Raw genomic sequence first — 25,879 nt, forward strand, 5'->3', positions numbered from 1 at the left:
CATGGCGGCCGTTCGGTCGCCGTCGCGGTGCCGGACGTGGACTTCGCTGAGGCCCCGGCTGGGCCGGCGTTCCGGATCGGCACGGTCATCCGGCTGCCCGCCCGGGTGCGGCAGACGGAGCCGGGGGACTCGGCAGCGGCGCTCGTCTTCGGTCGTGATCCTCCAGAGACGGTCGCCGACCCGCCGTGGTGGCTCGCCTGGGCGAACGATCTACGAACCCGATTCGCGGATGCCTCGTCGAGGCTTCCCGGCGACGGAGGGGACCTGCTGCCCGGGCTGGCCATCGGCGACACGGGTGCCGTCGGTCCGGACCTCGACGGGGCAATGAAGACCAGTTCGCTCAGCCACCTCACCGCGGTGTCCGGGGCGAACTGCGCCGTGGTCACGGCAGGTGTGTTGCTGCTCGGTGGCTACCTGGGGCTGCGCCGCCTGGTGCGGCTGGCATTGGCCCTCCTCACTCTGCTCGGCTTCGTCGTGCTCGTGACCCCGGAACCCAGCGTTCTGCGCGCTGCACTGATGGCCACCGTGCTGCTGCTCTCGATCGGGTCCGGCCGGCCGGGCAGGGGACTGCCGCTGCTCGCGTTCGTCGTCATCGTGCTGCTCGTTTTCGACCCGTGGCTGGCCCGCAGCTACGGCTTCGCCCTCTCGGTGCTCGCCACCGCCGGCCTGCTCGTGCTGGCCGGGCCGCTGGGACGGATGCTGGGCCGGTGGATGCCGGCCTGGCTGGCCGGTGTGATCGCCATTCCGCTCGCCGCGCAGCTGGCCTGCCAGCCGGTGCTCGTTCTGCTCAGTCCGACCCTGCCGCTCTACGGCGTGCCCGCGAACCTGCTCGCCGGACCGGCGGCCCCGGTGGCGACGGTAGTCGGCCTGGTGGCCTGCCTGCTGCTTCCGTGGCTGCCGGGCGTGGCCTGGGGCATCCTGCAACTGGCCTGGCTGCCGTCGGCCTGGATCGCCGCCGTTGCCGGCACGAGTGCCGCCCTGCCCGGCAGTCGCCTCCCGTGGTTCGGTGGCCCCGTCGGCGTCGGGGCCACCGCGGTGCTGACCATTCTCGCTCTGGCGCTCGTGCTCGTCCCCGTGCGAGCCGGGGTAGCGGCCCAGCCCACCCCGCTCATCCGATCCCAACCGGGTGTCGCCCGGCCCCTCCGGGCACACCCGGCGCCCACCAGGCGTGCCCGACGCGGCTGGTCGGGCTGGCGGATTCCGGCCGTCGCCGTCATGGCCCTGGCCTTCGGATCCTACGCGGGGAGTCTGATCGGCTCCGGTCTGGGCCGGGCCCTCGCCTTCCCGGCGGACTGGCAGATCGCGGCCTGCGACATCGGTCAGGGGGACGCGGTCGTCGTGCGCGACGGAGACCGGTATGCCCTCGTCGACGTCGGACCGGACCCGGCGGCGCTGGCGAACTGCCTCGACACCCTGGGCATCGACCGGATCGACCTGCTGGTGCTCACCCACTACGACCTGGACCACGTCGGCGGGATAGACGCCGTGATCGGCCGGGTCGGCACCGCGCTGGTCGGCATTCCGGAGAACGCGCAGGATGAGCGTCTGCACGAGCGGCTCGCCGACGGGGGAGCGGAGGTGCTCCTGGGTGCCCGCGGCGATCGGGGCACCCTCGGCGGACTGCGCTGGGAGCTGTTTTGGCCCGTGCGCGGCTCCCCGGTGATGCAGACCGGCAACCCGGGGAGCCTGACTGTCGGGTTCGACGGGCGGGGGATCCGGTCGATCTTCCTCGGTGACCTCGGCGAGGAGGCCCAGGACGCCCTGCGGCGGGCCTCGGCGCCGGGCCGGGTGGACGTCGTGAAGGTCGCCCACCATGGCTCGCGGGACCAGAGCCAGGCGCTGTATGCCGATCTGCGGGCGACCGTGGGGCTGATCTCCGTCGGTGCCGACAACGGCTACGGGCACCCGACCGATCGGCTGCTCGAAATCCTCGCCGGGGCGGGGACCGCCGCCGTGCGCACCGACAGGCAGGGACTGGCCGTCGTCGCCCTGGAACCGGGCGGGCACGGTGCGCTGACCCTGTGGACCGAGCGGGTGGCGCGCCCATGATGTGAATAGGCAAACTAGGCTTGACCCAGACAATCGAAGGGAACCGCGTGGCCGCACGAACCGCATCCTCTGGTCGGGCCGCAACGGGCCGACCCTCTACCGGCAAGTCAGCAGCGAGCAAGCCAGCGGCGAGCAAGTCCGTCGCCATCCCGCAGTTGTCGTGGCACCAGGTGCGCCCTGCCCCGATCGTGCTGGTCTCCGGCACCGAGGTGTTCCTGGCCGAACGGGCGATTCGCCAGTTGCGGGACTTCCTGAAGCTCGAGGACCCGAGCCTGGAGATCAGCGACGTGCAGGCCGACAGCTATGCGCCGGGGGAGTTGCTCACCATGGCGAGCCCCTCGTTGTTCGGCGAACCGCGGTTGATCCGAGTGAGTTCGGTCGAGAAGTGCAGTGACACGTTCCTGATCGAGGCGCTCGCCTACCTGGAGAACCCGGCCGAAGACACCTACGTCGTGCTGCGGCACGGTGGCGGGGTGCGCGGCAAGAAGCTGCTCGACACGATCCGTTCCGGGGTCGGTGGTGCGGTCGAGGTGGTCTGCGCCGAGCTCAAGAAAGATTCCGACCGCCACGAGTTTGCCTCAGCCGAGTTCAAGGCGGCCGGCAAACGGGTCACTCCGAGCGCCCTCCGTTCCCTGGTCGCGGCCTTCTCCGGAGACCTCGCCGAGTTGTCCGCGGCCTGCCAACAGCTCATTGCCGACTCTGCGACGGAGGTCACGGAGACCACCGTCGATCGTTACTACGGCGGACGGGTCGAAGCGAACGCGTTCAAGGTCGCCGACTCGGCGATCGCCGGGAGGCACGGGGAGGCCCTGGTCATCCTCCGCCACGCTCTCTCCTCTGGCGCCGACCCTGTTCCGGTCGTTGCGGCGTTCGCCATGAAGATCCGAACGATGGCCAAGCTCTACGGTGTGCGCGGCGGCTCCGGGCAGCTCGCCTCGCAATTCGGACTCGCGCCCTGGCAGGTCGAGCGCGCCCAGCGTGACCTGAGCGGCTGGTCAGACGAGGGCCTGGCCCGGTGCATGGTCATGCTCGCCGAGACGGATGCCGCCGTAAAGGGGGCCGGGCGCGACCCGGTCTTCGCCCTCGAACGGCTGGTGGGTGTGATCGCACGCAAGGGCGAGCTCTGACCCCGGCCGAGCTTTCTGTACCCCTGCTCGCCGGACACATAAGAAAGCCCCCGCCATAAGGCGAGGGCTTTCCATTACACCGGTTCAGTTCCGAACATCGGCCTCAAACCAGGTTGTGTGGGGACTAAACGAGTGCGCCGACCGACTTTGCGATGGCCGACTTCTTGTTTGCCGCCTGGTTCTTGTGGATGACGCCCTTGCTGACGGCCTTGTCGAGCTTCTTCGAAGCAACGGCGAGACTGGCAACGGCCTTGTCCTTGTCGCCAGCAGTGACGGCGAGGCGGGTCGCGCGGATTGCACGCTTGAACTCGCTCTTCACCGACTTGTTGCGCTCCTGGGCCTTCTTGTTGGTGCCAATTCGCTTGATCTGCGACTTGATATTTGCCACGTTTATACGCTTTCGTTAGGTTCTTGTTCGGATGGGCCGCTTGGCGGTAGAGGGCGCCGTACGGCAAAGATCGTGTGGGGTGGGACCCAACACGCAAGCCAACAGGCAACGATACCAGTTATTCGACCGGGTCGACAATCGTCCGCGGTTCGTCCGCCGAGATCTCCGTGAGGATCCCGCGCAGCACCGCGCCGAAGCGCTCGGGCTGGGCCAGGCTGACAAGGTGTGAGGCCCGCGGCACGATGACAAGGCGGCCGCTACGGCACGCGGCCAGGAAGCGACGCTCGTGCAGCCTGAACTGGTCGAAGGCACCGTTGACCAGCCAGATCTGTCCCGGATACCGGGACAGTCCCTCGAGCGGGCGGAGGGTGCCGGTGGCACCAAGCCCGGCGTCCATCACGTTCAGGGGAACGCCGTCGACGAGCGTGTCGGCGGCACCCTCTTTCGGCAGCAGGACCCGCACGAGAGTGGTGTGAAGCCATAGGCCGTGGTCGGGCAATCGCCGGATCAGCCTGGCCAGGCCACGGTAGACGTCGAGTGGCCACCCTCCGGGGATCGCACAGCATCCCGCGGCGACGAGTCCGGCCACCTTTCCGGGATTCCGCGCGGAGTACTCGATGGCGTAGTAGCCGCCGAGGGAGAGCCCGACCAGCACGACTCGGCCGCCCAGAGCGGCTACCCCTTCATCGATGGCGGCGAGGGCTCCCTCGACGGTGAAGGGCTCGGCCATGCGCGAGCCGTGCCCGGGCAAGTCGATCGCGAGACCCGGAAGCCCATACTCGGCCAGTCCGGCCAGTTGCCGGCGCCACATCGTGGCCGAGGTGCGGATCCCATGCACAAAGAGCACGGGCGGGACCTGTGTCATACGTTCCTCATGCCCGCGATCATGCCACCTATCCGGCTGCAGGACCTGGCTTCAAAGCGTGGCTGCAGGACCTGGCTTCAGAACGTGGCTGCAGGACCAGGCTTCAGAATGCGGCTTCAGAACGGCACATCGTCGTAGTTGGCTGCCGCCGGCGCCGGCGGCGGCGGTGCCGGTGGTGGTCCGGTGGGGAGCACGGTGGCGGGTTCGGTGGTGAAGTCTCTTCCGGTGGGTGAGGTCCAGGTGAGGATGCCGCCGGGTTGTTGGGCGACGGTCCAGCGGGTTTGGGTTTTCAGGGCGTGGCTGGCCGTGCAGAGGTGGGCGAGGTTGTCGGCTGCGGTCATGCCCAGCAGCGCCCAGTCATGGGTGTGGTCGAGTTCCGCGTTGCGTGCGGACCGGTTGCAGCCCACGAAGCGGCAGGTTTCGTCGCGGAGGCGGAGGAATTGGCGCATGCGTTTGGGGACCTTGTATCGGTCTCGGCCGACGGAGAGGATCACCCCGGTTTCGGGGTGGGTGAGTAGCCGGGTGAAGCTCGGCGCCCGCGAGGCGAGATCCCGGGCCGTGTCGGCGTCGATCGGCCCGTACCCCTCGAGGTAGCCGGGCTCGTCACTGTGGCCCAGGAGCGTCATGACCGGCACGGTCACCTGCACGCTCGCTTTCACTCCCGCGCCCACCCCGGTGGGGGTGACCCCGCCGATCAGCAGGTCGCTGAGCACATCGGTGCGGATCTGGCTGAGCGTGCGCGTCTCGCGCGGGCCCTGCAGACTCGTGGCAAGGTCGGTGGCCCGGTGGAAGATCGCCTGCACCAGCTCCGCCCCCGTCGTCACGTACAGCGTCGCCATCCCGTCGTGCTCGGGGATCACCCCGCTGGTGCGGTCCGCGATCGACTTCTCCCGCCTGGTGGTGATCGTCTCCGGGTGCAGCCGCTCCCGCAACAGGCGGGCCTTGTGCTTGAGTTTGGCCACGGTGAGCTTCTCCGCCGCGGGCAGCAGGGCCTGTTCGAAGGCGGCGAGCCCGTCGACCGGGATCGACCAGGACTGTTGGACCACCGTTTGAGCGTGCCGGTAGCTGATCCGCCCGGCCGCCAGCGCCGCCCGGGTGCCGGGCAGGTCGTCGGCCAGAGCCCGGCTCTCCGCGAGGAGGTTCTCCGCGGTGCGCTCCGGGATCCGCAGGGTCGCGGCCAGCTCACTGGAGAGCTCCCGCTCGGCGATCTCCTCCCGGGTCCACCGCGCCTGCAGGCTGAGCGGAATCCCCGCGGCGTGCGCGGCGCTGTAGCGGCGGGCCCGGTCGACAGCCTCGGCCCGGGCGGCGAAGCACTGGGCGATCGCCTTCTCGGCTGCCGCGACCGCGTCGAAGAGCCGTCCGAGCTCTTGTTGGGAGGTGCTCACCGGGGTGGCCATACCCGAACACTACGACCAGCCACCGACATTCCCAGCCCTCACCATGACGCCAACCGAGGGGTGTGGATAACCTGATCAAACCCGCATTGTGGATGGTAGACGTGGAGTGATTTCGACCGGCGCAATCACCGGACGGGCGGGCGGGGCAGGGTTGGGGTGATTTCGACGGGCTCAATCACCGGGCGGGCAAATCACGGGGTCACGCTTCAAGGTGGGCGGTTTGTCTCTGCTCCGGGAGGAGGCCGAGCAGCGCGACTTCCTCGGCCCGGGACAGCCCGGAGCGGCGCACCCGGTCCAGCCCGCGGGTCTCCTCGTCGGCGAGCACGTCGACCATGGTGTCCTCGAGCTCCCGGAGACTGCCGCCGGCCGCCAGGAAGGCGGCGTTGCTGCGGCGAGCGAAACCGACCTCGTCCGGCGGCAACCAGAGCGGGAGGGATCGGGGTCCGGCCCAGTAGGACACCCCGTGGTCGGCCAGCCACTCGTCGGCGGCCTGCGCGAACCGGCCGGTGAAGTGCGCGACCTTCGCAGCCAGTGCGAGGGTATCGGCCAGGGAGTGCGTGTGCCCGACGACGTTGACGCATCCGGCGAGGCCGTTCCGTGTGGCGAACTCGATCCAGTCGGCGAGGTCGCGAACGTCGACGACCTGCACGGCCGCGGCGGCGGGTCCCGGCACGGGCACCGGCGCGAGCACCGGCTCGGCGCCGGCCAGGGCGAGGCGGCCGACCCAATACCCGAAGCGATCGCTGGGGTCACCCGGCCCCGCGATCAACCCCGGCCGAACGATCAGCAGTCGGTCGCCCAGTGCCGTCACCGACGCGAGCTCGGCCCAGGCCTTGGCCTGCCCGTAGTCGGCCAGATCCACCGGTTCCACGATCGGTGCGCTCTCATCCGCACCCACCTCGGTGCCGGTGGCGTAGACCGACACGCTCGACACCAGCGTCCAGTGCTCGGCCAGGGGCCCGAGCGCTTCGAGGGCGGGGCCGACGAGGGTCGGGAGGTAGGACAGCTCGACCACCTCGTCCCAGCGGCGGGTGGCAACGGCGTCATAGGCCCCCGGTGCCGTGCGGTCCACGGCGACCAGGGTGGCGCCGGAGGGGGCGCCGGCGTTCGTTCCCCTGGCCAGGCAGGTGACGGCGTCGCCGTGCCGGACGAGCCGGGCGGCGATCTCCCGGCCGAGCCAGTTCGTGCCGCCGAGGACCAGTACATGTCTCATCACCAGAGTCAACCGCACCCGACCGGCCCGGCGAAACCTGCGACCAGTCAGCTATGGGAGAATTGCCAGACCATGTCACCGAGACCCCTCACTGCGCTTGAACCGGCCGCAACACCTCCCGAGTTCATCCGTAACTTCTGCATCATTGCCCACATCGACCACGGAAAGTCGACGCTGGCCGACCGGATGCTGCAGATCACCGGGGTCGTCGACGATCGGGCGATGCGCGCCCAGTACCTGGACCGGATGGATATCGAGCGCGAGCGCGGCATCACCATCAAGAGCCAGGCCGTGCGGATGCCCTGGGAACTCGACGGTCAGACCTACGCGCTGAACATGATCGACACCCCCGGTCACGTCGACTTCACCTACGAGGTGTCCCGAAGCCTGGCCGCCTGTGAGGGCGCGATTCTGCTCGTCGACGCGGCCCAGGGCATCGAGGCTCAGACCCTCGCGAACCTCTACCTCGCGCTCGAGAACGACCTGATGATCATCCCGGTGCTCAACAAGATCGACCTCCCGGCGGCCGACCCCGACAAGTACGCGAAGGAACTGGCCAGCCTGATCGGCGGCAGTCCCGACGACGTGCTGCGTGTCTCCGGCAAGACCGGCGTCGGCGTGGCCGAGCTGCTCGACCGGGCCACCCGGCTGATCCCGGCCCCGGTCGGCGATCCGGCCGCCCCAGCCCGCGCCATGATCTTCGACTCCGTCTACGACAGCTACCGCGGCGTCGTCACCTACGTGCGAATGATCGACGGCAAGCTCAATCCGCGCGAGAAAATCCAGATGATGTCCACCAGGGCAACCCACGAGATTCTCGAGATCGGCGTCACCTCGCCCGAACCGACCGTGAGCAAGGGGCTCGGCGTCGGCGAGGTCGGCTACCTGATCACGGGCGTGAAGGACGTGCGCCAGTCCAAGGTCGGCGACACCGTCACGACCGCCATTCGGCCCGCCACCGAGGCTCTCCCCGGCTACACGGAGCCCAAGCCGATGGTGTTCTCCGGCCTGTACCCGATCGACGGCAGCGACTACCCGGCCCTGCGTGAGGCCCTGGACAAGCTCAAGCTGTCGGATGCCTCCCTCGTCTACGAACCGGAGACATCCGTTGCCCTCGGCTTCGGTTTCCGCTGCGGATTCCTCGGTCTCCTGCACCTGGAGATCATCACCGAACGCCTCGACCGGGAATTCGGGCTCGACCTGATCACCACCGCGCCGAGCGTGATCTACGAGGTCACCACCGACGACAAGAAGTCCGTCACGGTCACCAACCCGAGCGAGTTCCCCAACGGCAAGATCGCGAAGGTCGAGGAACCGATCGTCAAGGCCGCGATCCTCGCCCCCAAGGATTACGTCGGCGTGATCATGGAACTCTGCCAGAGCCGCCGCGGCACACTCCTCGGCATGGACTACCTCGGTGAGGACCGGGTCGAGATTCGCTACACGATGCCGCTCGGGGAGATCGTCTTCGACTTCTTCGACAACCTCAAGAGCCGCACCGCCGGCTACGGATCGCTCGACTACGAGCCGATCGGCTCGCAGGAGGCCGACCTGGTCAAGGTCGACATCCTGCTCCAGGGGGAGCAGGTCGACGCCTTCAGCGCGATCGTGCACCGCGACAAGGCCTACGACTACGGCGTGCTGATGACCGGCAGGCTGCGCAAGCTCATCCCGCGCCAGCAGTTCGACGTTCCGATCCAGGCTGCGATCGGCGCCCGCATCATCGCCCGCGAATCGATCAGTGCCATTCGCAAGGACGTGCTCGCCAAGTGCTACGGCGGCGACATCTCGCGCAAGCGCAAGCTGCTCGAGAAGCAGAAAGAGGGCAAGAAGCGAATGAAGATGGTCGGCCGGGTTGAGGTGCCGCAGGAGGCTTTCATCGCCGCGCTCTCCGGCGACGAGCCCGCCAAGAAAGAGAAGAAGTAGCCGGATGCGCCGCGCCACCTTCACCGACACCGCCGTGACGTACGCGTCCATCGGCGGCACCCTCGCGCCCGATCTGATGCGCTACCCGCCGAAGGGCTACCGGCCGCTCGAACGCACCGTGCGCCTCGGCAGTGGTGAGGATCGTTTCCTGCTGGCATCCAAGTCCCTGATGACCTGGGGCGTGCAGCGGGGGAGCGGGATGACGGTCACCGATCTGCTGAGCAGCACGGGCGAGCAATACACCCCCCTCGTTTTCGACGCCGACGGCCAGGCCGCCAGGGACCAGAAGGCCCCGGCAAACGAGTCCACGTTCGGCGAGGACGGCACCCCGTACATCGTCAACGGGATGTCTGCGCACCTGTCGGTCGCCGCGGGCCCGTTCACCATTGACGCCCCCGTGCGCGTCGTCTACGTGATCGCTGAGCCCGACCGGGTCGGTTTCGCCTACGGCACCATGGTCGGGCATCCGGCCAGCGGTGAGGAATCGTTCATTGTCGACCGGCGAGAGGACGACTCGGTCTGGCTCACCATTCGGGCGTTCTCCCGGCCCGGCTCCTGGCTCTATCGGCTGGCCTGGCCCGTGGTGCGGCTGCAGCAACAGAAATTCACCAAGCGCTACCTGCGCGCCCTGCACCCGATCGGCGCGGCCTAACCCGATGGGCAGCGCCCTTCCCCTCGGCGACCCCGCACCCCGCGACGGCCTGCTGCCGGCCTCGGCCGCGGTCGGCGCTGTGGAGCGCGACTTCGGCGTCTACCTGCACGTGCCCTTCTGCCGGGTGCGCTGCGGGTACTGCGACTTCAACACCTACACGGCCACGGAGCTTCGCGGTGCCTCGCAGCAGGACTACGCCGACCAGGCGATCAGCGAGGTCGAGGCGGCCGGTCGCATCCTCGACGCCTCCGGCGTGCCGGCCCGCGCGGCGGCCACCGTCTTCTTCGGCGGCGGAACGCCCACGCTGCTCCCCGCCGAACATCTGGTCCGGATGCTCGATGCCGTGCGCTCCACCTGGGGGCTCGCCGCGGGCGCCGAGGTCACCACCGAGGCGAATCCCGACTCCGTCGATGCCGCCTACCTTGCCCGGCTGGCCGAGGCGGGATTCACCCGGGTCTCCTTCGGGATGCAGTCGGCCGTGCCGAGGGTTCTGGCGACTCTCGAGCGCACGCACGACCCCGAAAAGGTCCCCCTCGTCGTGCAGTGGGCCCGCGATGCCGGACTCGACGTGAGCCTCGACCTGATTTACGGCACGCCGGGGGAGTCGCTGGCCGACTGGCGGGCCAGCCTGGAGCAGGCCATCGGCCTGGCGCCGACCCACATCAGCGCCTATTCGCTCATCGTCGAGGAGGGCACCAAGCTCGCCAGGCAGATCAAGCGCGGCGAACTCGTCCCGATCGACGAAGACCAGCAGGCGGAGTTCTACGAGCTCGCCGATGAGCTGCTCGCCGAAGCCGGCTACGGGTGGTACGAGGTCAGCAACTGGGCCGCGGACGACGCCCACCGCTCCCGACACAACCTCGCCTACTGGCGCAGCCAGGACTGGTGGGGCGTCGGGCCGGGCGCCCACAGCCACGTCGGCGGAGTGCGCTGGTGGAACGTGAAGCATCCGTCGGCCTACGCCGACCGGATCCAGGCGGGGGACTCCCCTGCCGCCGGCCGGGAGACCCTCGACGACGCCACCCGCGAGGTCGAGCGCGTGCTGTTGCTCACCCGCATCCGGGAGGGAATCCCGATCGTTTCGCTCACGGCGCAGGGCCGGCACGAAATCGCCGGGCTCATCGCCGATGAGCTCATCGACGCGAAAGCCGCCCTGTCCGGATCAGTGGAACTGACCAGAAGAGGACGGCTTCTCGCGGATGCGGTCGTGCGGCGGCTCTTGACCGACTGACCGGTGTCGAGCCTGTCGAGACCTAGTTCACGAACTTGAAGCTGAGCGGGTACGTGTAGTACTGGCCCTTGTTCGCGGCCAGGGCCGCCATGATGCCGAACACGATCGTGAGGATGTACGCGGCCAGCATGACGAGGAAGCCGACCAGGATCAGGGTCAGGATTCCACCGACGACGTAAGCAATGAGAATCGTAATCTGGAAGTTCAGAGCGGTTGCGGTGTGCGCCCGGATGAACGGCCCCCGGTCCTTGAGCACCAGGTAGCCGATCAGCGCCGGCAGGAAGCCGAAGAGGATCCCGCCAATGTGGATCAGGGTCGCCCACAGCTTCTCGTCAGACGGATTCATCGGCGTCGGCGCCTGGTACGGGCTGGCGGGGGGAGGCATGGCGGACATTCGAGCTCCTTCTATCAGTGATGGTCGACTGGTGTCGGCTTGACTACTTGATGAGGCGGAGGGCGAACGGGTACTGGTAGTGCTGACCGTCCTTGGCCTTCATGAAGCCCATGATCGAGAAGATCACGCCGACGACCCACAGCACCCACGCTAGTCCTGCAAGAACTCCGCCGATGCCGAACGTCACCATGGCGAGGAAGGTTGCGAGGATGTTAATAGCGACGTAACCGATCAGCAACGTGATCTGGAAGTTCAGTGCTTCCTTGCCTTCGACGGCGGTGAGCCGGCCGCGGTCCTTGAACACGAGCCAGATGATCAGGGAGGGCAGGAAACCGAGCACGCCGCCGAGGTGGGCGAAGGAGGCCCACTGCCGGTCGTCGACCTCGGAAAGCGGGGCTGCGGGCGCCGGGGCGGGTGCGGCAGGCTGGTACGGAGGCTGGGGAGGGCGCTGGCCCTGGTTCGGGTCTTCGGGGGTGTGGCCGGTGGAATCGCTCATGATCATGCCTTTCAGCGCACAGGGGGAGGTGCATTACATGCCTAAGCTACTGCGCCCTATCCTCAAGGGGCAATGGGCGCGCCCAGCAGCTGGCGGTATGATTGGCAGTCAAACACCTCGAGTGCCAACCCAGGCGGGCACTCGCGACCGACCAGGAGGAGGCGATTCGCATGGTGTCTGATCGCAGTCTCGAGGTTCTGCGCGTGATCGTTCAGGACTACGTCGCTTCCCGGGAGCCCGTCGGGTCGAAGTCCATCGTCGATCGCCATTCCTTCGGGGTCTCCGCGGCCACCATCCGCAACGACATGGCCATCCTCGAAGAGGAGGAGCTGATCGCGGCCCCGCACACCTCGTCCGGACGCATCCCCACCGACAAGGGCTACCGGGTCTTCGTCGACCACCTCGCCGACCTGCGACCGCTCACCGCGGCGCAACGCCAGGCGATCGAAACCTTCCTCGGCCAGTCGGCTGACCTCGACGAGGTGCTCTCCCGCAGCGTTCGGCTTTTGTCGCAGCTCACCCACCAGGTCGCACTCGTGCAGTACCCGTCGCTCTCCCGGGCCAGGGTGCGGCACATCGAACTGGTGTCGCTCTCCGACACCCGTCTGCTCTCCGTCCTGATCACCGACGCCGGCCGGGTCGAGCAACGAGTGATCGAGTTGCCGCGTCCCCTCGAGGAGCCCGTCCTGGTTCAGGTCCGGGCGCGGCTGAACGCCGTGGTCCTCGGACTGAACATGAGCGAGGCGGCCGCCGTCCTGGTCGCCGCCGATCTCGGCGGAGCCGCCGGTCCGGCCCCCGCGCCGCAGCAGGAAGCCGTGGACCTGATCAGGGACACCCTCCGTGACCAGATCGGGGCCAATCGGCAGGACCGTCTCGTGATGGCCGGGGCTGCGAACCTCGTCAGGACGGAAGAAGACTTCACCGGGAGCATTTACCCGGTGCTCGAGGCCATCGAGGAGCAGGTTGTGCTGCTGCGCCTCTTCGGCGAGATGGCGACCGACCAGCACGGCGTGTCGGTCAGCATCGGCAGGGAGAACGCCCCGTTCGGACTGGCCGAAACCTCCGTTCTGACCAGCGGGTACTCCTCCCAGGGCGGAGACCTCGCCCGGCTGGGCGTGCTCGGCCCGACCCGGATGGACTACTCGAACAATATGGGGGCCGTGCGCGCCGTCGCCCGCTACCTGTCCCGCCTACTCGAATAATTCCTCCGTACAATCCAAGACGCCCACAAACTGACAGCCCCACTCAAAAGCATCGTTCCCCGGCCGAAACCGCCGGAACACCCGAAAAGACCTAGGAGAGCCAACTTTGGCTGACCACTACGAAGTACTCGGTGTCGCCCGCGACGCCACCACCGACGAGATCAAGAAGGCCTACCGACGCCTCGCCCGGCAGCTGCACCCCGACGTGAACCCGGGGGCGGATGCCTCGGAGCGGTTCAAGTCGGTGACCCACGCCTACGACGTGCTCAGCGACGCCAAGCAGCGCGACAACTACGATCGCGGCGGCAACGGCCGGTCCGGCGGAGGATTCGACGCCGGCAACTTCGGCAACTTCGGCGACATCTTCGAGACGTTCTTCGGCGGCGGCGGCGGCACGAGCCGCGGGCCCAAGTCCCGCCGGGAGCGCGGCCAGGACGCCCTGATCAGGGTCGAACTCGACCTCGATGAGATCATCTTCGGCACCCACCGCGACCTCGAGGTCGACACGGCGATTCTCTGCGCGAGCTGCAGCGGCACCTGCTGCCAGCCGGGCACCTCGCCGGTCACCTGTGACATCTGCCACGGCACCGGCAGCATCCAGCGGGCCGTGCGCTCGCTGCTCGGCAACGTGATGACGTCCAGCCCCTGTGGTTCCTGCCGCGGCTTCGGCACCATCATCGCCACCCCGTGCGTCACCTGCCAGGGCCAGGGACGCGTCCGCGCGCGCCGCACCGTTCCGGTCGACATTCCGGCCGGGGTCGACACCGGCCTGCGCCTGCAGATGCCGGGCAGCGGCGAGGCCGGACCGGCCGGCGGGCCGAACGGCGACCTGTACCTGGAGATGAAGGTTCGACACCATGACGTGTTCAGCCGCGACGGCGACGACCTGCTCGCCACCCTTGACGTGCCGATGACGGATGCGATCCTGGGCACAACGGCCACCGTCAAGGCGCTTGACGGTGACATCGAGGCCGAGGTTCGGGCCGGCGTGCAGAGCGGAGAGGTGATCACGGTCAAGGACCGCGGCGTGACCCGGCTGCGCGGCAATGGCCGCGGCGACCTCAAGATCGCGGTACACGTTGCCACGCCGACCAGGCTCGACCACAAGGAACGGGAGCTGATCGAGGCGTTCGCCGCCCGGCACAAGTCCCCGGCGCCGACCCTCAGCGCTGTCCAGCAGGGACTGTTCTCGAAGCTCCGCGACCGGTTCCGCGGCTAGAGCACCATGGCGCATTTCTTCATCGACGACTCGCTGAGCGCCGACACGGCCGTTCAGGGAGCCGTGCTCAGCATCGACGGTGCGGAGGCCAGGCACGCGGTCACCGTGAGCCGGGTCAGACCCGGCGAACGGCTGCGGATCGGGAACGGTGCCGGCCTCATGCTCGAGGTCACCGTGACGGGTGCCGAGGGCGCACTCCTCACCTTCCGGGTCGATGAGGCGTCCGTCTCCGAACCCGCCACGCCGCGGATCCTGCTCGTGCAGGCCCTGGCCAAGGGCGACCGCGACGAAATGGCCGTGCAGGCCGCCACCGAGCTCGGCATCGATGGAGTGTTCCCCTGGGCGGCCTCCCGCTCGGTGACGCGCTGGGAGGGTGCGAAGGTCGCGAAGGGACAGGCCCGCTGGGCGAGCATCGTTCGAGAGGCGTCGAAACAGTCGATTCGGGCCTGGCTGCCGGACGTGGCCGGGCTGACCAGCACCAGGCAGCTGGCCGCGACGGCGGCCGGCACCCGGATGCTCCTGCTCGAGCCGACCGCCGAGCTTCGGCTCACCCAGATCGCTGCCCCCACCGATGACCGCGACATCGTGCTCGTGGTCGGCCCGGAGGGCGGCATCTCCCCGGCCGAGCTCGAACAGCTCGAACAGGCTGGGGCGACCAGGGTGCGGCTGGGCGAGACCGTGCTGCGCACCTCGACCGCCGGGCCGGCGGCCCTCGCCATCCTGAACGCAACCCTCGGCCGCTGGTAGCGCCGCTTAAGATAGAACCATGACTTCCACCGGGCAGGAACCGTCCATCTTCACCCGCATCGCCGCGCGCGAAATCCCGGCGACCATCGTCGCCGAGACCGAACGGATCATCGCGTTCGAGGACATCGCCCCGCAGGCGCCCGTTCACGTCGTGATCACCACCAAGACCCAGCAATACGCCAATGTGGTGGAGCTCGCGGGGGGCGACCCGGGCCTGATGGCCGAGCTGGTCGCGGTCGCGGCGGGGATCGCCGCAGAACGCGCGAACGGCCAGTTCCGCCTGGTCTTCAACACGGGCGAGGCCGTCGGCCAGACCGTCTTCCACGTGCACGCCCACCTCCTCGCCCGGACCGGGCCGGGAACACCGGCCGGGGACTCCTCGCTCGGGGAGGGTTCCCTTGCCTTCCGCTGACGCCGGAGACCTGGGCGAAGCCCCGCAGAACCAGGTCGAGGCGCACGTGTCGGTGGACGGCATCGCCATGGTCCGGCTGCTCGGAGCGCAGGACCGGCTCCTTGCCACCATCGAACGGGAGCACCCCGACGTCTCCGTCCGCGTCCGCGACAACGAAATCAGCCTGAGCGGGCAGGCGGAGCAGGTGGAGGCCGCGCGCCGGCTGATCGACGAACTCCTGCTGATGATCCGTGGCGGGCGCGACCTCGCCGAGGCCGAGGTGACCTCCTCGTCGAGGATGCTCAACGCGGACAGCACGACCAGCCCGTCCGAGCGCCTCGGCCCGGCCATCCTCTCCTCCCGGGGCAAAAGCATCCGTGCGAAGACGGTCGGCCAGAAGGATTACGTCGACGCGATCGACACGGCGACGATCGTGTTCGGCATCGGCCCGGCCGGAACAGGCAAGACCTACCTGGCCATGGCCAAGGCCGTGCAGGCCCTGCAGCGTAAGGAGGTCGACCGGATCATCCTCACCCGCCCGGCCGTCGAGGCCGGCGAGCGACTCGGCTTCCTGCCCGGCAGCCTGACCGAGAAAATCGACCCGTACCTCCGGCCGCTCTACGACGCCCTCAACGAGATGATGGATCCGGAACTGGTCCCCAAGCTCCTCGCCTCCGGCACGATCGAGGTGGCACCGCTCGCCTATATGCGCGGCCGCACCCTGAACTCGTCGTTCGTTGTTCTCGATGAGGCGCAGAACACCACCCCTGAACAGATGAAGATGTTCCTGACCCGACTCGGATTCGGCTCGAAGATGGTCGTCACCGGGGACATCACCCAGATCGACCTGCCCGTCGGGTCGAGCGGACTCCGCCTCGTCACCCGCGTGCTCGACCAGGTGGACGACATCCGCTTCGTGCGCCTGACCAGCGCCGACGTCGTGCGCCATTCCCTCGTCGGCCGGATCGTCGACGCCTGGACCGAGTTCGACGCCCAGAAACAGGCCCAGCGCTATGAGAGCGAACAGGCCCACGAATTTGCCAAGCGCGGACCCCGCTCCGGCACACCACGCGACCGCCTTCCGAAACGGAGCCCATCTTGAGCATCGAGATCAACAACGAATCCACCATCCCGGTAGACGAAGCCGCCATCCTGCGCCTGGCCGCCTACGCCCTTGACTCGATGCACGTGCACTCGGATGCCGAGCTCGCGATCATGCTCGTCGACGAGGGCGCCATGGAACAGCTTCACGTGCAGTGGATGGACGAGCCCGGTCCCACCGACGTGCTCAGCTTCCCGATGGACGAGCTCCGGCCGGGAACCGAGGACGAGGAAACTCCACCGGGGCTGCTCGGCGACATTGTGCTGTGCCCGCAGGTGGCCCAGGGCCAGGCCGAAACCGCCGGACACAGCACTCTGGAGGAGCTTCTGCTTTTGACCACCCACGGGGTGTTGCACCTGCTCGGCTTCGACCATGCCGAACCCGCAGAGGAGAAGGAGATGTTCGGCATCCAGCGTGACATCCTGATCGGCTTCGCCCTGCAGGAACGACTCCGCAACCGATGATCATCGGGTGGTTTCTCACCGCCGCCATTTTCCTGGTGGCCTTCGGCGGCCTGATGGCCGCCGTCGACTCCGCCATCACCGCGCAGTCCAGGGCCGACATCGCCGACCTCGCTGAGACGTCCAGGGCCAAGCGGTCGCTCAGCGCCATCGCCGCGGACACCGGGGCGCACCTGAACGTGATCAGCTTCATGCGGATCATCGCCGAGACGACCGCGGCGGTGCTCGTCACGCTCGTCTTCGCCACCACGATCAGTGAGCTGTGGCTTGCCCTGGTGGTCTCAGCCGCGCTGATGACCGCGGTCTCGTTCGTGCTGGTCGGCGCGAGCCCGCGCAGCGTCGGACGCGCCCACCCCAGGGAACTGCTGGCGTCGACGGCGCCGCTGGTGCACTTCCTTCGCGTGCTGCTCGGCCCGATCGCCAACGCCCTCGTCGCCCTCGGCAACCGGGTCACTCCGGGGCGCACCAGGCTCGCAACGTTCACCTCAGAGGGCCAGCTGCTGAGCATGGTTGACGAGGCCACCGAACTGGCCGTGCTGGAGGAAGACGATCGGGAGCTCATCCACTCGATCTTCGAGTTCAACGAGACGGTGGTGCGTGAAGTGATGATCCCACGCACCGACATGGTCACGATCGACGCGGACGCGACGATCGGCGCCGCCATGGGCCTGTTCCTGAGTAAGGGCTTCTCCCGGGTGCCGGTCATCGACGGCGAGGTCGACGACGTCACCGGTATCCTCTACCTGCGCGACGTGGCCCGGCTGGTTTACGAGCGGCCACCAAACGTGGAGACCCTGACCGTGGCCGAGCTCGAGCGCCCGGCCGTGTTCGTTCCGGAATCCAAGAAGGCGGACGACCTGCTGCGGCAGATGCAGCTCGAGTCGAACCACCTGGCGATGGTCGTCGACGAGTATGGTGGGATCGCCGGGTTGGTCACTCTCGAGGACCTCATCGAGGAACTCGTCGGGGATATCTCGGACGAATACGACCGGGATGTCGCCCTGGTCGAAGACCTCGGCCAGGGACACTTCCGGGTCAGCGCCCGGCTACCGGTCGACGAACTCGGCGAGTTGTTCGACCTGGAGCTGGACGATGACGAGGTCGATTCGGTCGGCGGGTTGTTGGCCAAGGCGCTCGGCCGCCTGCCGGTGGCCGGTTCGGTCGCCCGCACCAGCGGGCTGGTCCTCACCGCGGAACGCACAGAGGGCCGCCGCAAAAGAATCAGCACAGTGCTGGTTGAACGAGACGAAGCGCTGATTGACGCGCAGACCGCATTCCTCGGAGTGTCGGACGACGAGGGAGAGAACGGTCATGACGACAGAAAATGAATTCCGAGCGGGATTCGTGTCCTTCGTGGGGCGCCCGAACGTGGGAAAGTCCACCCTGACCAACGCCCTGGTCGGGGAGAAGGTCGCGATCACCTCGTCGAAGCCGCAGACCACCCGCCGCGCCATTCGCGGCATCGTCCACCAGAAGGACGGCCAGCTGATCCTGGTCGACACTCCGGGTATCCACAAGCCGCGCACCCTCCTCGGTGAGCGGCTGAACAGCCTGGTCCAGTCGACCCTGGCCGGAGTGGACGTCGTCGGCCTCTGCATCCCCGCCAACGAACCGATCGGCCCGGGCGACAAGTTCATCAACGAACAGCTCGACAACTTTCCCCGGGCGCGCAAGGTCGCCATCGTGACCAAGATTGACGCCTCCTCGAAGACCAGCGTCGCGAACCAGCTTCTCGCCGTCTCCGAACTGCGCGACTGGGAGGCGATCGTTCCGATCTCCTCGACCAGTCGCATCCAGCTCGACATTCTCACCGCCGAACTGCTGCGACTCCTGCCGTTGTCGGATGCCCCGCTCTACCCGGCCGACGCGGTCACCGACGAGAGCCTCGAGGCGAGGATCTCCGAGTACATCCGCGAGGCGGCACTCGAGGGCGTCACCGACGAACTCCCGCACTCGATCGCCGTGACCATCGACGACATCATCGAGCGCGACGACCAGGAGCTGGTCGAGATCTACGCCAACCTCTTCGTCGAACGGGACAGTCAGAAGGGCATCATCATCGGCCATGCGGGCAGCCGGCTGAAGGATGTCGGCATGCGCGCGCGCAAGCAGATCGAGCCGCTGGTCGGCAAGCGGGTCTTCCTGTCGCTCCGGGTGAAGGTTGCCAAGGAATGGCAGCGCGACCCGAAACAGCTCGGCCGTCTCGGCTTCTAACCGGCCCGCCGTCGTGATCACGCCGGCCGCACGCCGCTCACCCGGCCTGAACCCGCCCGGTTGACTGTGCGCCGGCAGTGAGTCTGCTGTGGCCTGCTGATCTCGAGTCTGAGGCCTCGTTCAGAACCCTCGTTTTCGCGTGCGTCGGCGCCCCGGCGGTGTGAGAGTAGCGACGGAGGAAATCGAATGAACGCGCTGCTGGACCTGAACATCGTCGGAGGTCCCTTCCTCATCGTCCTGTACGTGCTGAGCGGCTTATCCGTTGCCGGCCTTCTGGCCCGCCGGCAGCGCGGCCGTCGCACGGCCGTCAACCTCGCCGTCGTGGCGACGGCGGGCGTCGCCGGCTGGGTCCTCGTTTGGCTGGTGAGCGACGTCTGGGACCTGTTCGGCGTGTCCATGTCCACGCCCACGCGGTTGTGGACGGCGGGTCTCTTCGGCGCCGTCGCCCTCGCCGTGTCCAACCTGATCGGCGCCGGCACCCGGCGCCGCGTGCTCGCCGTCATCGCGATCCCGCTCTGCCTGCTCACGGCCGCCGCCGGGATCAATGCCGAATTCGGTCAGTTCAGCACCGTGCGGGCGGCCGTCGGTATCCCGCTCTACGGGTCCCTCACGGACGCCCTCGCGAAGAAGGTCCGGCCCTCGGCCGACGCGACGGGCGTCGTCGGCACCGTCAGGATTCCGGCGACGGCGTCGGGCTTCCCGGCCAGGGACGCCATGGTCTATCTGCCAGCGGCCGCTCGTACCGCCAATCCGACCGCACTTCCGGTGATCGAGATGCTGTCCGGCCAGCCCGGGAGCCCCTCCGACCTGTTCACGGCCGGTCGGCTCGCCTCCGTCCTCGACGACTATGCGGCCGCGCACCAGGGGCTGGCTCCGATCGTGGTCGTGCCAGATCAACTCGGCGCCCCCGACAAGAATCCCCTGTGCGTGGATTCGGCACTGGGTAACTCGGCGACCTACCTGACGGTCGACGTGCCGGCCTGGATCCGTGCCCATTACCGGGTTGCCGCTGCGCCGGCGGGCTGGGCCATTGCCGGCTTCTCCCAGGGCGGCACCTGTGCGATCCAACTGGGGGCCGAGCATCCCTCCCTGTACGGCACGATCCTCGATATCTCGGGGGAACTGGAGCCCCAGGCGGGCAGCCCGGCGCAGACCATCAAGGCGGGGTTCGGCGGCAGCGCGGCCGCGTACGCCGCAGCCGCGCCAAGCGCCATCCTGGCCGCGCACGCGCCGTACCGGTCGCTCCACATCGTGTTCGCGGTCGGCGGCGACGACACCCGGTATCTGGCCTGGACCAACATCCTCCGGGCCGCGGCAGTCCGGGCCGGTGCGACCACCGATCTCTTCGTGTCTCCCGGCACCGCACACGACTGGCACACGGTGGTCTACGCGCTGACCCGTGCCCTGCCCGTGGTCGCCGCGCACACCGGGCTGGCGGTGGCCGGGTGACGGAGCAAACTCGCGGGGCGTTGCTGCGCCGGGCGATTCGCCGACAGGCGGCCGGCCAGCCGGTCGCGCTGGCCTACGCGTTGACTCTGCTGCTGGCGGCCCTCGCCACCGGGCCCCTCCGCGGCCCCGGCCGGCCAGTGCGAATGCTGATCGGTACCGGCTATGAGTCGGTCGTGGAGAACGGGCGCTGGTGGACGCCGCTCACCTCCGTGTTCTTCATCGACAACGGAGCCGAGCTGTTGTTGGCACTCATCGGCGCTCTCGTCCTGCTCGGCTACGCGGAGCGAGTGATGGGCAGTGCCCGCACCGTCGTCGTCTTGCTCGGTTCGGCGGTTCTCGGCGCCGCCGGGGGCATCCTGCTGCAGGCCGCCGGTGTCGCCGGGGGAGAGCTCTGGTCCCGCGGGGTGAGCGAACTGTTCGCTCTTGACCCGTTCACGCCGATCTTTGGCACCATCATGGCCGCCAGCTTCTACGCCGGTCCGCTCTGGCGGCGGCGCATCCGCGTGCTCACCATCTCCACGGCGCTGGTGCTGCTGCTCTATTCCGGCCAGCCCTCCGACGTCTACCGCTTGATCGCCGCGCTCGTCGGCCTCGGCATCGGCGCACTCTTCCGGCCCAACCGGATCGACTTCACCTGGCGAAGAAGTTCACACCACGAGACCCGAACCCTGCTGGCCGCTGTGGTCGGTGTGCTTGCGGTCGGCCCGGTGGTCACGATTTTCTCCGGAGCCCGCTTCGGCCTGCTCGCCCCGCTCGGACTCCTGCTCACCCAGGAAGTCCCCGCGGCCGGCGACGTCGTCGACCGGTGCCTGCTCGGGAACATCACCCGCCAGTGCGTGCACGAGCTCACCCTCGAACGCGTGGGCGGCGCCGGACCCGTGCTGGTCAGCCTGTTGCCGCTGCTCACCCTCCTCGTTGCGGCCTTCGGCCTCGCGAGGGGCCGTCGGCTCGCGGCGTGGCTCGCGATCGTCGTCAACGCCGGGATGGCCGCGCTCGGCGCCTGGTACTACGGGCTCCTGCCGATCTCCGGCCAGCCATACGTCTGGCGGTGGCACTCCGCGCACTATTGGGAGATCGCTCTCGTTCTGGTGGTGTCCGTGCTCGTACCGCTGGTGACGGCGGTCAGCCTGGCCGCGAACCTTCGGCGGTTCCCGGTTCGGGGCCGGCCGGGTCGTCGTCGCCGGTTCGCGCTCACGGTGGTGCTCAGCTTTCTCGGGCTGGCCTCGCTCTACGTCGGCGCCGGTTGGCTGCTCCGCGACCGCTTCCGGCCCACGGTCACCCTGATCGACCTGGTCACCGATGTGCCGGAACGCTTCATCCCGGTCGGCTTCCTTCGACTGGAGAGGCTCTCCTTCCTGCCGACCGACTGGGTTTCGGCCGCCCTGTACCAGTGGGTCGGTCCCGCTTTCTGGATCATCATCCTCACGGGAGCCATCCTGAGCCTGCGCAGCACGACGAGCGGGGTCCGCACTGACGACCAGGCCAGACTGCGCGAGATCCTCGTCCGCGGCGGCGGTGGCTCGCTCGCGTTCATGGCAACCTGGGAAGGAAACTCGATCTGGTTCAGCCCGTCGGGGGGCATCGCCATCGCCTACCGGGTGATCAATGGCGTCGCGATCACGACGACGGGTCCGATCGGCCCCGCGGAGCTCGGGGCGCAGGCGATCGCGGACTTCGCCACCATGTGCGACGACCATGGCTGGATCCCCGTCTTCTACAGTCTCCACGGCAGCTGGCGGGCCACGTTCACCCGGATGGGCTGGCAGTCGATGGGAATCGGCGAGGAGACGGTGCTCCGCCCGCGAACCTGGGACCCGACCGGAAAGAAATGGCAGGACATCCGCTCCTCGATCAACCGCGCAGACCGGGCCGGTGTGCGTTCGGTCTGGACCGAGCACCGCTCCCTCGGGGTGCTTCAGGCCGTGCAGATCGAGGAAATCTCGGAACTGTGGGTGCAGGAGAAGGAACTGCCCGAACTCGGGTTCACCCTCGGCGGCCTGGACGAACTGCTCGACCCGGCCGTGCGCCTCATGCTCGCCGTCGACGCAGACGAACGCGTGCACGCCGTGACCAGCTGGATGCCCAGCTACCGGGACGGCATCGTCGTCGGCTGGACCCTCGACTTCATGCGTCGCCGGCCCGACAGCATGAACGGCGTGATGGAGTTCCTGATCGCCCGGACCATGCAGATGATGAGCGAGCAGCCCGAGATCGAGTTCCTCAGCCTCTCGGCCGCGCCACTGGCCCACAGTGCCGACCCGACCGGTGCAGACCAGCCCGGTGCGGACCAACCCGGTGCGGACCAACCCGGTGCGGGCACCGGCCGGGAGCGCGCCGGCAGCGTCGTGACCCGGATGCTCGACTTCCTCGGCCGCAGCCTCGAACCGGTCTACGGGTTCCGCTCCCTGCTCGCCTTCAAGCGCAAATTCCAGCCCGAGTTCCAGCCCCTGTTCATGGCCTATCCCGACCCGGTCGCGCTGCCGACCATCGGGATCGCCCTCGCACGGGCCTATCTTCCGTCCCTGTCCATGCGGGAGATGGCGGCTTTCGCCCGGGGCCTCGGCTGACCGGGGGAGGCGACCGCCGTTGTCGAAACGCAATCGAAACCAGGGCGAATCGATGCTAGATTAAAAATGTGTTTGCCGGTGCGCTCCTCCTTAGCTGCCGCGACGAGTCCTACTGAGGCCTCCCTCGTCGCGGAGTTTGTCGTTGGCTGACCACCATTCGCGAGGAGATGAAGGATCATGAAGAACAATCAGACCGCATCGGCGATGCCGATCCACAAGTACCGTCCGTACCACGAGCAGTTCGCCGTTGACCTGCCGGATCGCACCTGGCCGACGAAGCACATCAGTCAGGCTCCGCGCTGGTGCGCCGTCGACCTGCGTGACGGCAACCAGGCCCTGATCGACCCGATGAGCCCAGAGCGCAAGCGCATCATGTTCGACATGCTCGTGCGGATGGGTTACAAGGAGATCGAGGTCGGCTTCCCGTCGGCGAGCCAGACCGACTTCGACTTCGTGCGCAGCCTGATCGAGCAGGATGCCATCCCCGACGACGTGACCATCCAGGTGCTCACCCAGGCGCGCGAACACCTGATCCGTCGCACCTACGAGTCGATCCTGGGCGCGAAGCAGGCGATCGTGCACCTGTACAACTCCACCAGTGTGTTGCAGCGCGAGGTCGTCTTCCGTGAAGACAAGCAGGGCATCATCGACATCGCCCTGTTCGGAGCACGCACCTGCCGCGAAATGGAAAAGACCGTCCCCGGCACCACCGTCTACTACGAGTACTCCCCGGAGAGTTACACCGGCACCGAACTCGAGTTCGCCGTAGACGTGTGCAACCAGGTGATCGAGATCCTCGAGCCGACGCCCGAGCGCAAGGTCATCATCAACCTGCCGGCCACCGTCGAGATGGCCACGCCCAACGTGTACGCGGACTCGATCGAATGGATGGGCCGCCACCTCGCCCACCGCGAGAACGTACTCATCTCCCTGCACCCGCACAATGACCGGGGCACCGCCATCGCGGCCGCCGAGCTCGGATACCTCGCCGGTGCCGACCGAATCGAAGGCTGCCTCTTCGGCAACGGCGAGCGCACGGGCAATGTGGACCTGGTCGCTCTCGGCGTGAACCTGTTCACGCAGGGCATCGACCCGCAGATCGACTTCAGCAACATCGACGAGATCAAGCGCACCGCCGAGTACTGCAACCAGCTGCCGGTGCCCGAGCGCAGCCCGTGGGCCGGCGACCTCGTCTTCACCGCGTTCAGCGGGTCACACCAGGACGCCATCAAGAAGGGCTTCGAGGCCATGGCGGCGGAGGCAGCCAGGCGAGGCTGTTCGGTCGACGACCTGCAGTGGGCCGTTCCCTACCTGCCCATCGACCCGAAGGACCTCGGCCGCAGCTACGAGGCCGTGATCCGGGTCAACTCGCAGTCGGGTAAGGGCGGCGTCGCCTACCTGCTCAAGACCGACCACGCGCTGGACCTGCCGCGCAAACTGCAGATCGAGTTCTCCGCGGTCGTGCAGTCCAAGACCGACACCGAGGGCGGTGAGGTCACCAGCGAGCAGATCTGGGAGATCTTCAACGACGAGTACCTGCCGGCGAGCCACACGGCGCCCGACGCCAAGTGGGGACGGTTCGAACTGCACGCCACCCGGACGTCGAGCGATCTCTCCGGCACGGTTGAACTCTCCGTTGACCTGCGTGATGACACCGTGGTGGCCAGCGCCATCGGCTCGGGCAACGGGCCGATCGCAGCCTTCCTCGGCGTGATGGCGGAGCGCGGCATCGCGATCACGCTGTACGACTACGTCGAGCACGCCATGTCGGCCGGTGGGGACGCCCTCGCGGCGGCCTACGTCGAACTGGATGTGAACGGCAAGCGGTTCTGGGGCGTCGGCATCGATGCCGACATCTCGACCGCCTCGCTCAAGTCGGTCGTCTCGGCCGTCAACCGCGGCATCCGTTCCGAGGCCGGCAAGCGCCGCCTCGCCGACGCATCCGTGTGAACAGCTGAACTGAAACAGCCGACCGGCTGAATAGTTCGCAGCGCGGGAATTCGCCGGGACCCCCACAGGGGAGTCCCGGCGGACCGGTGTGTGCCGGGTAATCAGCGAAGCGCTGGAACCGGCTCCGCGTTGACCGGCTGTGCTGTGACCGGCTGTGCTGTGACCGGCTGTGCTGTGACCGGCGTCCCGCCGAGCACCTCGACGCAGTCGTCGATCGCCCCGGCGAGGAGGTCGTATAGCCGGTCGTCCGGGTTCGGCGTGCAGGCCTCGGCGATGCCCTGCACGGACACTCGGATGATGGTCTCTGCGGTGCGGTCGGTGAACTTGGACCGCGACCAGGTGCTCATCGACGCGATGAATTCCCGCGCCCAGCGTTCGGTTTCGGGGGCGGTGTCGAAGGCGGAGCGGATGCGCAGCGCCAGTTCCAGGGGAACCTCGCCGAAGTCATCGCCCAGGTGACGTTCGCAGTTGAGGATCCCGACGGCGAGCGCTCGCTGGTGGTCGGCGCTGGTCACGCCGAGAGCCGATGTGGCCGCGCGAAGGGCGATCATCAGGCGCACCCTGGGGTCGTCGCCGTGGAGCCCGATCACCGACGGAATGAGCGGTACCAGACGGGATCGTGCCGTGTCCGAGGTGCAGTCGTTGACCATCCTGGCCAGGGACGCGAGCAGCGGATGGGTGCAGGCGGGGTGGTCGCTCCAGGTCTCGCCGGACAGGTAGGAGGCGAACTCCATGAAACATGCTCCCGAGCGTGGGTTTCGATGCTTCCCTCTGGACAGCACCGGCATCAGGTCTGGCGCCGGCATCGGGCCGGACGTGTTTCCTTTCATCAGTTTCAT

The 25,879-nt window shown here is 68.1% G+C and carries 23 protein-coding genes; 16 read left to right on the top strand and 7 right to left on the bottom strand.

From position 1 onward, the window contains the following. Together QMG61_RS07585 and holA are read left to right on the top strand one after the other, a co-directional pair. On the top strand, positions 1 to 2,049 hold a 2,049-nt coding region (locus QMG61_RS07585), incomplete at its 5' end, for a ComEC/Rec2 family competence protein (protein WP_283493734.1). A 47-nt stretch (positions 2,050 to 2,096) separates the two neighbouring features. Continuing rightward, a complete protein-coding gene (holA, locus tag QMG61_RS07590) occupies positions 2,097 to 3,176 on the top strand; it encodes a DNA polymerase III subunit delta (protein ID WP_502847018.1) in 1,080 nt (359 codons plus the stop codon). Between the two features lie 124 nt (positions 3,177 to 3,300). On the opposite strand, the gene rpsT is transcribed toward holA, so the two are convergent. From rpsT to QMG61_RS07610, 4 genes are all read right to left on the bottom strand, one after another. Further along, positions 3,301 to 3,564 (bottom strand): 30S ribosomal protein S20, encoded by a 264-nt coding sequence (gene rpsT, locus QMG61_RS07595; RefSeq protein WP_283493735.1) that lies wholly within the window; start codon positions 3,562 to 3,564, stop codon positions 3,301 to 3,303. A gap of 118 nt (positions 3,565 to 3,682) precedes the next feature. Beyond that, entirely contained in the window at positions 3,683 to 4,429 is a 747-nt protein-coding gene (locus QMG61_RS07600; protein WP_283493736.1) for an alpha/beta fold hydrolase, read from the bottom strand. 116 nt (positions 4,430 to 4,545) lie between these two features. After that, positions 4,546 to 5,826, bottom strand: coding sequence for an HNH endonuclease (locus tag QMG61_RS07605; protein ID WP_283493737.1), 1,281 nt, complete (start codon positions 5,824 to 5,826; stop codon positions 4,546 to 4,548). A gap of 199 nt (positions 5,827 to 6,025) precedes the next feature. Continuing rightward, positions 6,026 to 7,039 (bottom strand): NAD-dependent epimerase/dehydratase family protein, encoded by a 1,014-nt coding sequence (locus QMG61_RS07610; RefSeq protein WP_283493738.1) that lies wholly within the window; start codon positions 7,037 to 7,039, stop codon positions 6,026 to 6,028. A gap of 72 nt (positions 7,040 to 7,111) precedes the next feature. On the opposite strand from QMG61_RS07610, the gene lepA reads away from it, so the two are divergent. Genes lepA through hemW form a run of 3 tightly spaced genes read left to right on the top strand, consistent with a single transcriptional unit; the run spans position 7,112 to position 10,848 of the window. Continuing rightward, on the top strand, positions 7,112 to 8,965 hold the full coding sequence (gene lepA, locus QMG61_RS07615) for a translation elongation factor 4 (RefSeq protein WP_283493739.1): 1,854 nt from the start codon (positions 7,112 to 7,114) through the stop codon (positions 8,963 to 8,965). Between the two features lie 4 nt (positions 8,966 to 8,969). Beyond that, positions 8,970 to 9,617 (top strand): DUF1990 domain-containing protein, encoded by a 648-nt coding sequence (locus QMG61_RS07620; RefSeq protein WP_283493740.1) that lies wholly within the window; start codon positions 8,970 to 8,972, stop codon positions 9,615 to 9,617. Between the two features lie 4 nt (positions 9,618 to 9,621). Then, positions 9,622 to 10,848: a radical SAM family heme chaperone HemW gene (gene hemW / locus QMG61_RS07625; protein ID WP_283493741.1), complete on the top strand. Its 1,227-nt coding sequence runs from the start codon at positions 9,622 to 9,624 to the stop codon at positions 10,846 to 10,848. Between the two features lie 22 nt (positions 10,849 to 10,870). On the opposite strand, the gene QMG61_RS07630 is transcribed toward hemW, so the two are convergent. Further along, entirely contained in the window at positions 10,871 to 11,233 is a 363-nt protein-coding gene (locus tag QMG61_RS07630) for a DUF4870 domain-containing protein (RefSeq protein ID WP_349358113.1), read from the bottom strand. A 52-nt stretch (positions 11,234 to 11,285) separates the two neighbouring features. Continuing rightward, positions 11,286 to 11,738, bottom strand: a complete 453-nt coding sequence (locus QMG61_RS07635) for a DUF4870 domain-containing protein (protein WP_283493743.1) — start codon at positions 11,736 to 11,738, stop codon at positions 11,286 to 11,288. Positions 11,739 to 11,908: 170 nt separating this feature from the next. On the opposite strand from QMG61_RS07635, the gene hrcA reads away from it, so the two are divergent. The 11 genes from hrcA to leuA all read left to right on the top strand — a co-directional run bounded on the left by hrcA (position 11,909) and on the right by leuA (position 25,040). Further along, a complete protein-coding gene (gene hrcA / locus QMG61_RS07640; RefSeq protein WP_283493744.1) occupies positions 11,909 to 12,940 on the top strand; it encodes a heat-inducible transcriptional repressor HrcA in 1,032 nt (343 codons plus the stop codon). Between the two features lie 106 nt (positions 12,941 to 13,046). Next, positions 13,047 to 14,159: a molecular chaperone DnaJ gene (gene dnaJ, locus QMG61_RS07645; protein WP_283493745.1), complete on the top strand. Its 1,113-nt coding sequence runs from the start codon at positions 13,047 to 13,049 to the stop codon at positions 14,157 to 14,159. Between the two features lie 6 nt (positions 14,160 to 14,165). After that, entirely contained in the window at positions 14,166 to 14,906 is a 741-nt protein-coding gene (locus QMG61_RS07650; protein ID WP_283493746.1) for a 16S rRNA (uracil(1498)-N(3))-methyltransferase, read from the top strand. 19 nt (positions 14,907 to 14,925) lie between these two features. Continuing rightward, positions 14,926 to 15,318, top strand: a complete 393-nt coding sequence (locus QMG61_RS07655) for an HIT domain-containing protein (RefSeq protein WP_283493747.1) — start codon at positions 14,926 to 14,928, stop codon at positions 15,316 to 15,318. Between the two features lie 67 nt (positions 15,319 to 15,385). Next, positions 15,386 to 16,399 (top strand): PhoH family protein, encoded by a 1,014-nt coding sequence (locus QMG61_RS07660; protein WP_283493784.1) that lies wholly within the window; start codon positions 15,386 to 15,388, stop codon positions 16,397 to 16,399. Further along, entirely contained in the window at positions 16,396 to 16,863 is a 468-nt protein-coding gene (gene ybeY / locus QMG61_RS07665; RefSeq protein WP_283493748.1) for an rRNA maturation RNase YbeY, read from the top strand. Before QMG61_RS07660 ends, ybeY begins: the two co-directional genes overlap by 4 nt. After that, positions 16,860 to 18,188 (top strand): hemolysin family protein, encoded by a 1,329-nt coding sequence (locus QMG61_RS07670; RefSeq protein WP_283493749.1) that lies wholly within the window; start codon positions 16,860 to 16,862, stop codon positions 18,186 to 18,188. Before ybeY ends, QMG61_RS07670 begins: the two co-directional genes overlap by 4 nt. Continuing rightward, positions 18,172 to 19,074, top strand: a complete 903-nt coding sequence (era, locus tag QMG61_RS07675; protein WP_283493750.1) for a GTPase Era — start codon at positions 18,172 to 18,174, stop codon at positions 19,072 to 19,074. Before QMG61_RS07670 ends, era begins: the two co-directional genes overlap by 17 nt. Positions 19,075 to 19,260: 186 nt before the next feature. Continuing rightward, positions 19,261 to 20,523 (top strand): alpha/beta hydrolase, encoded by a 1,263-nt coding sequence (locus QMG61_RS07680; RefSeq protein WP_283493751.1) that lies wholly within the window; start codon positions 19,261 to 19,263, stop codon positions 20,521 to 20,523. Next, entirely contained in the window at positions 20,520 to 23,090 is a 2,571-nt protein-coding gene (locus tag QMG61_RS07685; protein WP_283493752.1) for a phosphatidylglycerol lysyltransferase domain-containing protein, read from the top strand. The genes QMG61_RS07680 and QMG61_RS07685 overlap by 4 nt, the downstream gene beginning before the upstream one ends. 177 nt (positions 23,091 to 23,267) lie before the next feature. Beyond that, positions 23,268 to 25,040 carry a 2-isopropylmalate synthase gene (gene leuA / locus QMG61_RS07690; RefSeq protein ID WP_283493753.1) on the top strand — a complete coding sequence of 591 codons (1,773 nt, stop codon included), beginning with the start codon at positions 23,268 to 23,270 and terminating at the stop codon, positions 25,038 to 25,040. Positions 25,041 to 25,141: 101 nt separating this feature from the next. Here the strand turns inward: leuA and QMG61_RS07695 are convergent, their stop codons facing one another. After that, positions 25,142 to 25,774 (bottom strand): hypothetical protein, encoded by a 633-nt coding sequence (locus tag QMG61_RS07695; RefSeq protein WP_283493754.1) that lies wholly within the window; start codon positions 25,772 to 25,774, stop codon positions 25,142 to 25,144. Positions 25,775 to 25,879: the final 105 nt, after the last annotated feature.

Origin of the sequence: Cryobacterium sp. PH31-AA6 (genome assembly GCF_030063195.1) — a bacterium.
Lineage (GTDB): Bacteria > Actinomycetota > Actinomycetes > Actinomycetales > Microbacteriaceae > Cryobacterium.

Coding starts and splice junctions, on each gene's coding strand:
- QMG61_RS07600 (WP_283493736.1), bottom strand. CDS start 4,429: ATGACACAGGTCCCGCCCGTGCTCTTTGTGCATGGGATCCGCACCTCG.
- QMG61_RS07605 (WP_283493737.1), bottom strand. CDS start 5,826: ATGGCCACCCCGGTGAGCACCTCCCAACAAGAGCTCGGACGGCTCTTC.
- QMG61_RS07610 (WP_283493738.1), bottom strand. CDS start 7,039: ATGAGACATGTACTGGTCCTCGGCGGCACGAACTGGCTCGGCCGGGAG.
- lepA (WP_283493739.1), top strand. CDS start 7,112: ATGTCACCGAGACCCCTCACTGCGCTTGAACCGGCCGCAACACCTCCC.
- QMG61_RS07620 (WP_283493740.1), top strand. CDS start 8,970: ATGCGCCGCGCCACCTTCACCGACACCGCCGTGACGTACGCGTCCATC.
- hemW (WP_283493741.1), top strand. CDS start 9,622: ATGGGCAGCGCCCTTCCCCTCGGCGACCCCGCACCCCGCGACGGCCTG.
- QMG61_RS07630 (WP_349358113.1), bottom strand. CDS start 11,233: ATGCCTCCCCCCGCCAGCCCGTACCAGGCGCCGACGCCGATGAATCCG.
- QMG61_RS07635 (WP_283493743.1), bottom strand. CDS start 11,738: ATGAGCGATTCCACCGGCCACACCCCCGAAGACCCGAACCAGGGCCAG.
- hrcA (WP_283493744.1), top strand. CDS start 11,909: ATGGTGTCTGATCGCAGTCTCGAGGTTCTGCGCGTGATCGTTCAGGAC.
- QMG61_RS07650 (WP_283493746.1), top strand. CDS start 14,166: ATGGCGCATTTCTTCATCGACGACTCGCTGAGCGCCGACACGGCCGTT.
- QMG61_RS07655 (WP_283493747.1), top strand. CDS start 14,926: ATGACTTCCACCGGGCAGGAACCGTCCATCTTCACCCGCATCGCCGCG.
- QMG61_RS07660 (WP_283493784.1), top strand. CDS start 15,386: ATGGTCCGGCTGCTCGGAGCGCAGGACCGGCTCCTTGCCACCATCGAA.
- QMG61_RS07670 (WP_283493749.1), top strand. CDS start 16,860: ATGATCATCGGGTGGTTTCTCACCGCCGCCATTTTCCTGGTGGCCTTC.
- era (WP_283493750.1), top strand. CDS start 18,172: ATGACGACAGAAAATGAATTCCGAGCGGGATTCGTGTCCTTCGTGGGG.
- QMG61_RS07680 (WP_283493751.1), top strand. CDS start 19,261: ATGAACGCGCTGCTGGACCTGAACATCGTCGGAGGTCCCTTCCTCATC.
- leuA (WP_283493753.1), top strand. CDS start 23,268: ATGAAGAACAATCAGACCGCATCGGCGATGCCGATCCACAAGTACCGT.
- QMG61_RS07695 (WP_283493754.1), bottom strand. CDS start 25,774: ATGGAGTTCGCCTCCTACCTGTCCGGCGAGACCTGGAGCGACCACCCC.